The organism is Cobetia sp. AM6 (assembly GCF_009617955.1).
GTDB classification, from domain to species: Bacteria; Pseudomonadota; Gammaproteobacteria; order Pseudomonadales; family Halomonadaceae; genus Cobetia; species Cobetia amphilecti.
Genome location: NZ_AP021868.1, coordinates 2,603,173 through 2,615,816 on the forward strand (window position 1 = coordinate 2,603,173; position 12,644 = coordinate 2,615,816).

Here is a 12,644-nt window from a genome sequence, read left to right on the forward strand (position 1 = left end):
CAAACCATAAAAAACTAATTTATCAGTACGAAAAGAACTTGCAGGTCATGGCAATGAGTTTCACGTGGCTGGATTCAAACACAAGCGCTCACATACCCGATCGCCTGAATTTTCACCAGCTATCACATTTTGCAATTAGTGTTGTTAACCCGCTGCCATTCCCGTCAAGCGTAGTGACGCGATCATCATATTCGATGGTTGTTTACGGTTAGATGTCAGTCGACCAACAACGTGAACTCTGTTAATTTTCACAATATTCGCGTATTGAAATCTGCCTCACGAGGCGATAGAACGTTGTGCACGACAATTCTCCAACACCTTCTATTGTTTCTCGATAAGAATCAATCGACCAACAAACCATCAGCGCCTGTGCCAACACAGAGAGCGTGAGAATTTCCTACACGGGAAGACAAGGGAACGCACATGAAACGTACTGCTACAACATTGGTCATCGCGGGACTGACCTTATCCCCTTTGGTTGCCGGGATAGCCCGTGCCGAAAGTGAAGCACCTGCTCAGACAGGTTCGGCACCTTCCAGCACAGGCGCTTCCAGCACAGGAAGCAGCAGTACTGGTGGTGCAGCAGCAGGTGCCGGCGCCGCTGGTGGCATGGCCGCTGGCACCATTGCAGCTGTCGCCGCTGGCCTGGCGGCGGCGGTTGGTGTCGCTGCCACTGTCGCCTCTGGGGGTGACGGCAGCAGTGGCGGTAGCACTGGCGGCGACGGCGGTACTGATCCGGGCGATGGTGGCGACGGCGGAACTGATCCGGGTGATGGTGGCGACGGCGGAACTGATCCGGGTGACGGTGGCGATGGCGGTACTGATCCGGGTGATGGTGGCGATGGCGGTACTGATCCGGGTGATGGTGGCGATGGCGGTACTGATCCGGGCGATGGTGGCGACGGTGGTACTGATCCGGGCGATGGTGGCGACGGCGGCACTGACCCGGGCGATGGTGGCGACGGCGGCACTGATCCGGGCGATGGTGGCGACGGTGGCACTGACCCGGGCGATGGTGGCGACGGCGGTACTGATCCGGGTGACGGTGGCGACGGCGGCACTGATCCAGGCGATGGTGGCGACGGCGGTACTGATCCGGGTGACGGTGGCGACGGCGGTACTGACCCGGGCGATGGTGGCGACGGCGGTACTGATCCGGGCGATGGTGGCGACGGCGGCACTGATCCGGGCGATGGTGGCGACGGCGGCACTGATCCGGGCGATGGTGGCGACGGCGGCACTGATCCGGGTGACGGCGGCGACGGCGGTACTGATCCGGACGATGGCACGGATCCGGGTGACGGCGACGGCACGACTGGGACTACTGGCACGACTGGGACTACTGGCACGACTGGCACGACTGGGACTACCGGGACGACCGGCACGACCGGTACCACAGGCTCTACCGGCACGACCGATCCCGATGACGGCAGTGACCCCGATGAAGGCGGCGAACCAGGTGATGGCGACGGTACAACGGGCACGACAGGCACCACCGGTACCACTGGCACAACGGGTACGACCGGAACGACTGGCACCACAGGGTCTACCGGTACGACTGGCACCACCGGCACCACAGGTACCTTCTGATCACCATGAAGCCGACATCCATCACGATGGGGGGCCGCCTGGCGGCCCCTTTGCTTGTGTCCGGCGCCTTGATGCTTGGGGGCTGCTCCGCGCTTGAGCAGGGGCAGCTGGGGCAGACGGCCAGCGCAATACTCGGCAGCGATCAGTTCGATGCCGAGCGTGCGCGCGCCCTGCCCTATGCCACACTGCGCTTCAGCTATGACGGCAACACCGGGATGGTGGTGCTGGCGTCTCTGGAGACGGCGACCCGCAACGACATGGACGCAACGGACGCGACCTATCAGCAAGAACACACAGGGTTGACACCACTGGCAACCCTGTCCTCTTCCGCCACGCCTGTTGAATCGAAGGCAAGCCAGCCTTCGAGCACGACAGAGCTGGCACGTTTCGAAACTGCAGATCATGCCTTCGTGCGTCTGGAGAATGGCTGGCTGAGCGGTACCGCCGGCTTCGACACCGACCTGCTGGACATGCGACGCGACGCATCACTGGCCACGCTGATGTCAGCGCTGGAAAAGGGTGAACCCACACCCAGCTACGCGATTCACTCACGCTGGCAACGCGCTGATGGCATAGAGGGCTATGCCCAGGGTCAGGCCAGCTGGCAATGCGCGCCCCCCTCCGTGCAGGCCTTGCCGTTGGGTGATCAGACAGTGGCTCAGTGTGAGGAAAACATCCTCTGGCAAGATGGCTCGCGTAGCGTCAATCGCTATGCGGTTGCTGCTGTGATTGATCCCTCCGCGACTGATGCCAATGCGGCACCAAGAATCTGGGCGGCGGATGTTCAACCCTGGCCGGATTCCAATTACTGGAGCTGGGAGGTGGCGCGTGGCTGGTGGTAAGTGCCAAGAATTTTTCTTTCAGCGCCAGGATCATGTCGCCCTGCCTGCACGAATCGGCGATGTGTCTCTGATCCATCGTGGTGTCGCTTCTCTTGTCCGCCGAGGTGCCGTGAAACGCTATCTGCATGAACGTCTGAAGGCCGCCCTTGGCGTAGCGGTGCTCGCATCGACTTGCGGTGTACTCCTGTTGCCTGGCGCAGCGCTGGCCAGCGAGACTCCGGCAGCATCGTCAGGCTTATCTCAAGACCTGGAGGCCAGTGCCCAGACACTGACCATCAGTGAGGCGCTATCGCGCCAGCTCGGCGTGCTGACCAATGCCAACGGTATCGAGTGGCCGCATACGTTCGTGGCCACCCAGCAGACACGCGACAGGACACGTCAGCTAGGGCGCCGACTGTTCTTCGAGCTGCGTCAATTGAGCTCGCAGGCCGTCTTTGATGATCGACTGTCGGCTCAAGGGCTCAAGCACTGGATGCGCATTATCGGTCGCACGCCGGTCGAGGGACGGCAGGTCGGGCGGATCGATCCCATCGCTCTGTGGCGCTTTCCGCGCCTGGACATCCCGCTCACGACGGGCGACTGGATAGGCCAATGCCAGACAGAGACACGCATTCAGCTCTGGAGTGCCGTTGGCGTGCGCCAGCTGGACTGGCGCCCCGGCCTGACGCTGCATGATGCCATCGCTGGCCTACCGGGCGCGCAGGCAGACTCGGAACACGCCAGCGTCATCACGCTGGGCGGGAGAATCATCGTCCGCGGCATCAGCTCCTGGAATGACCAGCCCTATACGCTGGCGCCGGGTGACCGTGTCGTGGTCAACATGCCGCGTATCTCGGCGGCAGCCGCCTGGGTCAATCGCAGCCTGCCCGAGTGGTTGAGTCTGCAATGGCCAGGCAAGGAGTGCCGCAGCGTGGATGCCATCACCGGTGAACCCCAGCAGCGCGATTATCTGCAGGTAGCGCGGCAATACGCTGAGAGTGATGGCAGTGACGACGGTGATGACACGAACAGTGGCTCGCACCCTCAGGGCGAGACTCGATGAGCGACGCGACAATGACACAGCAGGATGCCTCGTGCTCAGGCAGGCAAAGGATGGCAGCAGACAGCATGGATCATTCGCACTTCACTTCCATGGCGCCGCCGCGTGCCCGGCTCACTCCCTTGACGCGCGCCATCCGGCAACTGGCCATGCTCACTGCGGGCCTGCTGCTGGCCCCGATGAGCTACGCCGGCCTGCTGGATGGTTCGCAGCCGATCGAGACACGTCTCAGCGGCTTGGGGCATGGGCAATCGGATTTCGGCGGTGTCGGTCTGATGCAGACCCCGACCGCGCGCATGCAGAAGCCGGGCAGCATTCACTTCTCCTATAGCCAGGTCGAACCGTATCAGCGCTATAACGTCAGCCTACAGCCGCTCGACTGGCTGGAGGTCGGCTTCCGCTACACGGAAGTCACCAACCGCCTGTATGGCGAAGCCATCGCCGGTGACCGCGACTACCTGGACAAGGGGGTCGACGCCAAGTTCCGTCTTTGGGAAGAGAGCCGTTATCTGCCTGAAGTCGCGGTCGGCCTGCGTGACATGGGCGGTACCAGCCTGTTCGGCAGTGAATACCTGGTGGCCAGCAAGCGCTGGTATGATCTCGACTTCACGCTGGGCCTAGGCTGGGGCTATCTCGGCTCACGCGGTGATATCAGCAATCCGCTCGGCTGGGTGCGTGACAGCTACAACGACCGCCCCGGCCGCGGCGAGACCGGCGGCGATCAGGGCGGTGAGTTCTCCCTCAACAGCCTGTTCAAGGGCGATGTCGGTATCTTTGGCGGCGTGGAATGGCAGACACCGTGGGACCCGCTGGTGTTGATGGCAGAGCTTGACGGCAATGACTATCAGAGCGAGCCGCAGGACAACGATCAAGAGCAGGACAGCCCGATCAACCTGGGCGCCCGCCTGAGCGTAACCGACAACCTGACCGTCAAGGCCGGCTGGGAACGTGGCAATACCGCGATGCTCGGCGTCAACTTCGGGGTGGATCTCGCCGGGCTTTCGCAGGCCAAGCTGGATAGCCCGCCGGAGCGCCTGAATGCCGAGGCCCCAACGCGCAACCAGGTCAGCTGGCCTGAGCTCTCCCGCGAGATCCAGGCGCAATCCGGCATTCGTGTCGATAGCCTGTCCCGCGAGGGCACGGCGCTGATCGTGAGCGGTGAGAGTACGCGTTTCCGCTCCACCGCTCAGGCCGAAGGCCGTGCCAACCGCGTGCTGCACAACCGGCTGGATGACTATTTCGAGAGCTTCCACTACCGCCTGCGTTCTGGCGGCCTGGACACGCGCGAAGATGTCCATTCCCGCGCCGATGTCGTCAGCGCCGGACACGATGCGCGCCAGCAGCTGCGCTATACCCACAGCGTCTATGCGTTGGCGGCCACCGAGCCGACCGATGCGGATGGCGGAGGTGCGGCCCGCTACAGCGGTGAAAAGGTGCTGCTCGAGAATCCTGATGATCGCTGGAGTGCCGGCTTCTCGCCTGGCCTCAACCAGAACATCGGCGGCCCGGATGGCTATCTGTATCAGGCCTATCTGCGCGGCTCCGCTGCCTGGCGTACAGATCGTCACGGCTGGCTCTCCGGTTCGGCGCAGCTGACCCTGTTCGACAACTTCGACAAGTTCGATTACATCTCGGACTCCAATCTGCCCAGGGTTCGCTCCTATATCGGTCGCTATATCGAAGAGACCGACGTCGGTATCGACAATCTGCAGTACACCCGCACTCACCAGTTCGGTCGCGATTGGTACGGCATGGCCTACGGCGGCATTCTGGAGATGATGTATGCCGGTGTCGGCGCCGAGGTGCTCTATCGCCCGTTGGGCTCGCCACTGGCCTACGGGGTCGATGTGAACTGGGTCAAGCAGCGCGAGTTCGATCAGCAGTTCGGCCTGCGCGATTACTCGACCACCACTGGCCATGCCAGCATCTACTGGGACACCGGCTATGAAGACGTGTTGGCCAAGGCCAGCTTCGGCCGCTATCTGGCAGAAGATGTCGGCATGACGCTGGATGTCTCACGCGGCTTCGCCAACGGCGCACGCATGGGTGCCTGGGCCACCTTCACCGATGCCGGCGACGACTTCGGCGAGGGTAGCTTCGACAAGGGCCTCTATATCGTGTTGCCGCTGGATGCCTTCTTCATGCACTCCAGCCGCGACACTGTCGGCCTGGCCTGGAACCCGCTGACCCGTGATGGTGGCGCTCGCCTCAACCGCAAGTTCAGCCTGTATGACATGACCAGCTATCGCGACATGGATGACTACTGGCGCGGCTTCGCTTCCCAGGTCTGGAAGTGAACGACGCCATGAGATGGTCCTTGCCGCGAGGCGGTCTACGTGATGAGCTGATCCATGTAATGAACTGATCTACGTAGTGAACAGATCGACGTAATGAACTGATCGACGCAATAGAGCAATAGCCGCACCAACGAGAAGGCCCCGATCCAGAGGATCGGGGCCTTCTTTCGTGTCCGCTGCACAGACAACTGAGCAGCTTGCAAGCTACAGGCTCAAGTCATCCGCTCAGCGCTTGGTGAAGTTGTTGCGCACCAGGTCGACCACATCATCCATGCGGCCATTGAGCACCGCCTTGGCGGAGTAGAGCGCGGTGGAGGCGACCTGCCCGGCTTCGATGTGCGGCGGCATCACCAGCTCCATGCGATTGACCTTGACCTCCAGCACCCCGGGGCCGTCCTGGGCCAGCAGGCTCTGCACTGCCTCATCCAGCTCGTGCTTCTCCTCGACACGCCGTCCCCACAGCCCCATGGACTGGGCGACCAGCGAGAAGTCGGGGTTCTCGAGTTCGGTGTAGGTATCCAGGATGCCCTCGACCTTCTGCTCCAGCTCCACGAAGCCCAGCGTGCTGTTGTTGAAGATGACGATCTTGAGCGGAATCTTCTCCTGCTTGAGAGTCAGCAGGTCCCCCATCAGCATCGACAGACCACCATCACCGCACATGGCGATCACCTGACGTTCAGGGTAGGCCTTCTGGATGCCGATGCCCTGAGGGTAGGCATTGGCCATGGTGCCATGCATCAGACTTGGCAGCGTGCGGCGCTTGCCGTTGGCGCGGATATGACGCAGGCACCACACCATGGGGCTGCCGCCATCGGCGGTGAAGACAGCGTCCTCACTGGCATGGCGGTCCAGCGCCAGGGTCAGCTCCTGCGGGTGAATCAGATGCTCATCGTCGGAGGTGACGGCGGCCTCGTCGCGTGCCTCGAGATATTTCTTGCGGCAGCTGTCCAGCCAGCCACTGTCATCACGCGGGTCCACGCGGGTTAGCAGCGCGTCGCAGGTGTCCTTGACGCTACCGACGACACCGAGATTCACCGGATGACGGATACCGATCTTGCCGGGGTCGAGATCAACCTGAATCACGGTAGCCTTGTCCGGATAGAACTGGGACCAGGCAAAGCTGCAGCCCAGCAGCAGCAAGGTGTCACATTCCGCGACGGCCTCGTAGCCGCCCTGCAGGCCGAACACGCCGGTCATGCCGACTTCGAGTTCATTGTTGGGCTCGATGAAGTCCTTGGCACGCGACGTCCACGCCACCGGCGCCTTGAGGCGACGTGCCAATGCCAGCACTTCTTCCTGCGCATCCTGACAGCCGACCCCAGCGTAGATCGACACCTTGCCCGGCTGATTGAGCGCCTCGGCGACGGCGGCCAGCTCCTGCTCACTCGGACGGATCGCCGGCGAGAAGCGGTGGGCGCGCCAGGGCAGCGAGGCCTTCGGCTTCTGCGGGAATAGATCCCCCGGGACGATCAGCACCGCGACCCCACCTTCCGCCAGCGCCTTCTGCGCCGCGATGGCCACCATGCGGCGAGCATTCTCAGGATTGGTCAGGTATTCACAGAACACGCTGTACTGGGAGTAAAGCGCCTTCTGGTCCACATCCTGCGGGAAGCCCACGCCCATCTCGGCGGTATCGATCTGCGAGGCGATGAACACCACCGGTGCGCCATTGCGATGCGATTCGATCAGACCATTGAGAAAGTGGGTGCTCCCCGGGCCACAGGTGCCGGCACAGCAGGTCAGCTCCCCGCTGATGAAGGACTCGCCCCCTGCCGCGAAGCCGGCCACCTCCTCATGCCGCACATGCACCCACTCCATCTCGGATCGCCGGATGGCGTCGGTGAAGTGGTTGATGGTGTCACCCACGATGCCGTAGCAACGCTTGGCGCCGGCCTCGAGCAGTGAATCGACGATGACCTCGGAGACGGATGCTGAGGAAGATGGGGTTAGTGCCATGGAGGTGCTTTCCTTTTCCGGTGAACTTTCGGGTCAGGATGAGCAATGCATTCACTCATTCGAATAAACAGTAAACAAGACGTTGGGATGACCCGAGGAATTGCAATGGTGAGGACACAATGCACAAGTGGCACACGGCGTTGCGTGGGCCGTAGCATGAGCCTGAGCCCACCGAACCACGACAGCCTGATCACGTCAGGCAGAATGTGTAGACAGAGTGAATGGATAGAATGCATAGACAGGGTATGCATGCAAACCAGAGAGCAACACTGGAGAAAGCGATGCAGGAACAAGCGGGAATACTCGAGAGGCTGGGATTGCAGTTGCCAATCATTCAGGCCCCGATGGCAGGCGTCTCGACGCCTCGTCTGGCAGCCGAGGTATCGAAGGCTGGTGGGCTGGGCTCCATCGGGCTAGGTGCTACGAACGCCGATGGCGCCCGCCGCATGATCACTGAACTGCGAGCGCTGACCGACAGTCCCTTCAACGTCAATGTCTTCGTGCACTCGGCCCCGACACATGACAGTGCTCGCGAGAGCGCCTGGCGAAAGTGGCTGTCGCCGCGCTTCCAGGCCTTCGAGGCAACGCCGCCTGACAGACTCGATACTCTCTATACCAGCTTTGCCGATGATCCCGACATGCAGGCAATGTTGCTGGAGACTCGCCCGCCGGTGGTCAGCTTTCACTTCGGCCTGCCCTCACGCGACATCATCCGCGCCCTCAAGGAATCAGGCATCTGGCTGATGGCGACAGCCACCAACCTGGAGGAAACCCACGCCATCGAGCAAGCCGGCCTGGACGCCATCGTGGCGCAAGGGTTCGAAGCGGGAGGTCATCGCGGCATGTTTGATCCAAAAGCCGCGGATAACCAGCTGAGCACTGCCGCCCTGACAAGACAACTGGTAGACGCCACGCACCTGCCGATCATTGCTGCAGGCGGCATCATGACTGGTGAGGCCATCGCCACCGCCCTTGCGGGTGGTGCCGTGGCAGCCCAACTCGGCACCGCCTTCATCGCCTGCCCGGAATCCAGCGCCGATGCCGCCTATCGGGACGCACTCACAGGGCCGGCAGCGCATGATATCCGCATGACCTCGATCGTCTCGGGTCGCCCCGCGCGCATTCTCGCCAATCGATTCATCAGCCTGATGGAAGACCCATCATGTCCCACACCACCGGACTACCCTCTGACCTACGCTGCTGGCAAGGCGCTCAACACCGCCGCCAGATCGCAGGGCGTGACCGGTTTCGGGGCCCAGTGGGCGGGCCAGGGCGCCCCACTTTCCAGAGCGATGCCAGCGAAAGAGCTGATGAAGGTATTGGCTGATGAATGGCAGAACGCGTGTACTCATGATGCATCATGACAGCGCCGCGCGAGGCTCAGAACCCACTTTCACGTATCAGCACGCTAGCCGCATGCCGAAATATCGCGCCGGCCAGACTTTCAGCAGGGCCTTCCACTGATACCTTCCCGTAAACTTGCCAGTCGCGCACTGGCGCATCGTGATCTGGCACCATTGTGACTCGATAGATTCCGTCTTCAAGACTTAGGCTACCCGAATTCTGCCCGCGCCGGCGCTCTTCCACTGGAAGCGGGCCACCATAGCGACTGGCAAGCCCGGGATAGGCCAGACGCTCGGTCCCGATATTATCAATGCTGCGCACATGCAGTGCTACGCTGTCGTGACTGCCATCATCTGGAATGAATAGCGCTTCGCTACCGGGTATCACGCGCTCCAGGTCCTGCTCACGCACAAAGGCGTGGACCCTTCGGGAGCGCTGACTTACCAGATCGGCCAATTGCTGTCTCGAATCCAACCACTGGCCCTCGTGGAGCGCTTCGGGCATATCGATACGCCCTGCTATCGGTGCACGCATCACCAGTGAGTGCGCACGTGACTCCAGACCACTGATCTGCGCCTCAAGCTCAGCGAGCCGGTTACGCAATACTCCTTGCTGTGCCAGATCTTCCGCAGAACCAGCACGACGCGCCAGACGCGCCTTGACCGCCTGCAATTGACGCCTCGATTGTGCCAGATTCATCTCGATTTCTGGCTGCTCCAGTTCGTAGAGTACCTGTCCAGCCCGGACACTTTCATCCTGAAGGACGTACTGCTGCTTGAGTCTGGCCGGCTCAGGCGGAAAGAGCGCAACATGTGCATCAGCCTCAAGCACGGCAGGCAACGTGACCCTCCCCTGCCAAGGAATGAACAACAGCCCGAGCACCAGGCAACCTGCTATACAGGTCAGTACGGTTCGGGGATTCCACGGGATGCGACGGCTACTCACTTCGCGTATCTCATTCATGATAGGGCGCAGGATGAACCAATAGATCTCGACCACGAACAGCAGGATACCCAGCACCTTGAAAGCAAAGTGATAGACCAGCAACGCGATACCGAGAAAGAGAAAGAAACGATAGACCCAGGTACCAATGGAATACAGCACCAACAAGTGCCTGCGACGCTGGGTAAAGGCTTCAGGGGGCGACTCGCCAAAGCCGAACAACCTTTCACGCAACCACCATCGAGTGATGGCAAAAGCGCGTGGCTGAAGATTGCGTATCCCCCACAAGTCACTCAGCGCATGGTAGCCATCAAAGCGCATGAAGGGGCTCAGGTTGACCAGTAGTGACGTCATCCAACTGGTAGTCGCCAGGAAGAAGGCTGCCTGGCGCAAAGGCCCTTCCGGCAGAAACCCCCAACAGACCGTCGCCAACACCGCGATGGAGAGCTCTGTCATGACACCTGCCATGGCAACTCTCAGACGGTCACGGTCGTTCTCCAAGCGCCAGGTATCCGTGGCATCGGTATAGAGCATGGGAAACATGACGAGAAACGCGACCCCCATGGTAGGGACTCGACAACCATAGTGCTTGGCTACCAGGGCATGCCCCAATTCATGGGCAGACTTGACGACCATCAGCGCCAGTGCATACCAAAGAACCCCTTCCCATGACAGGAATCTCAGCAGCGTGCCAACGAAGTCAGACCACTGCCTCACGACGAAATATCCGCCAATCAAAGCGAGACAAAGAAGAAGGATGCGTGCTGGCCGGCTGACCAATCGCCGAGCAGCAGGCAACAGGCCTTCCAGATAACGATCAGGCCGCACTAGCGGCACCCGGAAGAACAAGTAGTGATGCAATAACCAGTTGACACCCGTGGACTTGCGACCTGCATCGGCATCACTAAGCCGTTGATGGTCCTGTGCTGTCTTGGCCACCACTAGATGATTGGCTTCGACGAATCGCACCAACCCTTCCACATCACTCAGCTCAACGACAGCACCTTCGGCACGCGCACGAGCCGCCAACTCCTCCTGCGTAGAACAGTGTCGCCACAACCTGATAAGGCGCAAACCTCCAAGGTGGAGGTGAAAGTACCCCCCACGGAGAGGATCAAACAGCGTCCACATGGGAGCGCCATCGGTATCCGGTGCACTGCGATTCAAGCGAAGGTCCGCTCGCAGCTCTGGCAAAGGATGCTCTGCGGCTGGTGGTTGCTCCGGGAGCAGATGGCTTGGCGGAATCTCTCCGGTATGCATCTCCTATACCCCCAGGGCCTGGCGCAGTCCAGCCAGAGGACGGCGGAACAGATAATAAGCCAGAGGAACGCGCTCACCACTGACACGCGCGGTTCCGCGCAAGCCGATTCTCAAGAAATCCGGGGACTCATCGAGGGCTGCAGAGACGTGATAGACAAGCTGGTCACGCCCATTGAGCACAGGTTTGTAGCTGACACGCTCTACCTGCCCTTCTATTGGCGACAGTGGGCGCGAATCGAGAAACAGTGTGACGGGGGCGCCCTCGAAGAGCACCAAGGCATCTTCGACCGGCAGCTCGATACTCACTTTACGTTCGTCAGGGTCGGCCAGCTGCATGATGCGCTCCCCCGTGCGCACCGGTCGCCCGGCCCACTCGTTGGGATCATCAAAGATGGCCAATCCAGCCTCGTCGGCTTTTAATACCACTTGCCCAAGCTGAGTCTCGGCATAGCTGCGTTGCACCTGCCTCAGATCACGCTCAGCACTAAGTGCGGCCATGCTGGCACGCGACTTGGCATCGCGAAAGGCTTCCTGTCGCGCCTGCTCAAAGCGAGCCTGCGCAACATTGAGAGCCTGATCAGCCACCTTGAATCTGGCCTTGGCCTCAATATCCTGCAACTTGACCAACGGCTGACCTGCCTCGACACGAGCATTGGGCTCAACCAGGACCCGGTCCACGACACCATCCATCGGTGCTGACACGACCAAAGGCGCTCTCGCGACCAATTCGGCGGGCGCTAACGCAGATAGACGAACAGGCAAGCACAGGATCATAAGGATCAGTAAAAGGGAGCCCCACCAGAAGCGTGATGAAGTGAACCAGTGACGCAATCGTCCTCGCTTGCGCACTTCCACGAAGGCATGTGCGGCATGCCCGGTCACCTCGCCAAGATGAGCAGCCAGATTCATCGCTCCTGCAGTCCAGGGCTCTTCACGAGCCAGCAGCAACCACGAAGCTGTGCCTTCCCGTGTATCCAGAGGCACCAGCAATACCTGGCCTGGGCATACCTCTGGCCAGGTATCCTTCGCCCAATCATCCATTGCGTGGCTGTCGAGCACATACGGCTCAGCACTCTTGGAGAGCTGGTGGGCCATGACATGCTCAACCCACTGGACATAGAGGCTATTGCGATCGACTGACGGCACATTGGCTAACGCCGTCACACGCCAGCCTTTGACACCTGATCGCTCTACAATGACTGCCTGCTGATAATCCACCACCTGCCGAGATTCATTGACCGCGACGTAGCGAAGCGCCTTGAGCGTCTCGGCTCGACGGATACGGTGCTCAACATCGAACAGGGCAGACAATCGCGGGGTATCGAACTGATTCGGCTCACTCACTTCACACTCTCTCTTGCTGACCAATGCATT

General features: G+C 60.9%; 8 protein-coding genes. 5 read left to right on the forward strand and 3 right to left on the reverse strand.

Going from position 1 to position 12,644, the window contains the following annotated elements; genetic code table 11:
- The first annotated feature begins 493 nt into the window (after nt 1–493).
- The 4 genes from CLAM6_RS11000 to CLAM6_RS11015 all read left to right on the forward strand — a co-directional run bounded on the left by CLAM6_RS11000 (nt 494) and on the right by CLAM6_RS11015 (nt 5,768).
- A complete protein-coding gene (locus CLAM6_RS11000; RefSeq protein WP_153636099.1) occupies nt 494–1,687 on the forward strand; it encodes a hypothetical protein in 1,194 nt (397 codons plus the stop codon).
- Nucleotides 1,662–2,432, forward strand: coding sequence for a YjbF family lipoprotein (locus tag CLAM6_RS11005; protein ID WP_172978689.1), 771 nt, complete (start codon nt 1,662–1,664; stop codon nt 2,430–2,432). The genes CLAM6_RS11000 and CLAM6_RS11005 overlap by 26 nt, the downstream gene beginning before the upstream one ends.
- A gap of 109 nt (nt 2,433–2,541) precedes the next feature.
- Nucleotides 2,542–3,474 carry a capsule biosynthesis GfcC family protein gene (locus CLAM6_RS11010; protein ID WP_172978690.1) on the forward strand — a complete coding sequence of 311 codons (933 nt, stop codon included), beginning with the start codon at nt 2,542–2,544 and terminating at the stop codon, nt 3,472–3,474.
- A gap of 65 nt (nt 3,475–3,539) precedes the next feature.
- Nucleotides 3,540–5,768 (forward strand): YjbH domain-containing protein, encoded by a 2,229-nt coding sequence (locus tag CLAM6_RS11015; protein WP_242007655.1) that lies wholly within the window; start codon nt 3,540–3,542, stop codon nt 5,766–5,768.
- 225 nt (nt 5,769–5,993) lie between these two features.
- On the opposite strand, the gene CLAM6_RS11020 is transcribed toward CLAM6_RS11015, so the two are convergent.
- A complete protein-coding gene (locus tag CLAM6_RS11020; RefSeq protein WP_153636102.1) occupies nt 5,994–7,724 on the reverse strand; it encodes a thiamine pyrophosphate-dependent enzyme in 1,731 nt (576 codons plus the stop codon).
- 281 nt (nt 7,725–8,005) lie between these two features.
- Here CLAM6_RS11020 and CLAM6_RS11025 point away from each other — a divergent pair, with 281 nt between their 5' ends.
- The gene (locus CLAM6_RS11025; protein WP_153636103.1) at nt 8,006–9,088 is read left to right on the forward strand and encodes an NAD(P)H-dependent flavin oxidoreductase; all 1,083 of its coding nucleotides are present in this window, start codon (nt 8,006–8,008) and stop codon (nt 9,086–9,088) included.
- A gap of 16 nt (nt 9,089–9,104) precedes the next feature.
- Here the strand turns inward: CLAM6_RS11025 and CLAM6_RS11030 are convergent, their stop codons facing one another.
- Nucleotides 9,105–11,039, reverse strand: a complete 1,935-nt coding sequence (locus tag CLAM6_RS11030) for an HlyD family efflux transporter periplasmic adaptor subunit (protein ID WP_172978691.1) — start codon at nt 11,037–11,039, stop codon at nt 9,105–9,107.
- Between the two features lie 234 nt (nt 11,040–11,273).
- Nucleotides 11,274–12,614 carry an efflux RND transporter periplasmic adaptor subunit gene (locus CLAM6_RS11035; protein ID WP_153636105.1) on the reverse strand — a complete coding sequence of 447 codons (1,341 nt, stop codon included), beginning with the start codon at nt 12,612–12,614 and terminating at the stop codon, nt 11,274–11,276.
- Nucleotides 12,615–12,644: the final 30 nt, after the last annotated feature.

Coding starts and splice junctions, on each gene's coding strand:
- CLAM6_RS11015 (WP_242007655.1), top strand. CDS start 3,540: ATGGATCATTCGCACTTCACTTCCATGGCGCCGCCGCGTGCCCGGCTC.
- CLAM6_RS11005 (WP_172978689.1), top strand. CDS start 1,662: ATGCTTGGGGGCTGCTCCGCGCTTGAGCAGGGGCAGCTGGGGCAGACG.
- CLAM6_RS11025 (WP_153636103.1), top strand. CDS start 8,006: ATGCAGGAACAAGCGGGAATACTCGAGAGGCTGGGATTGCAGTTGCCA.
- CLAM6_RS11020 (WP_153636102.1), bottom strand. CDS start 7,724: ATGGCACTAACCCCATCTTCCTCAGCATCCGTCTCCGAGGTCATCGTC.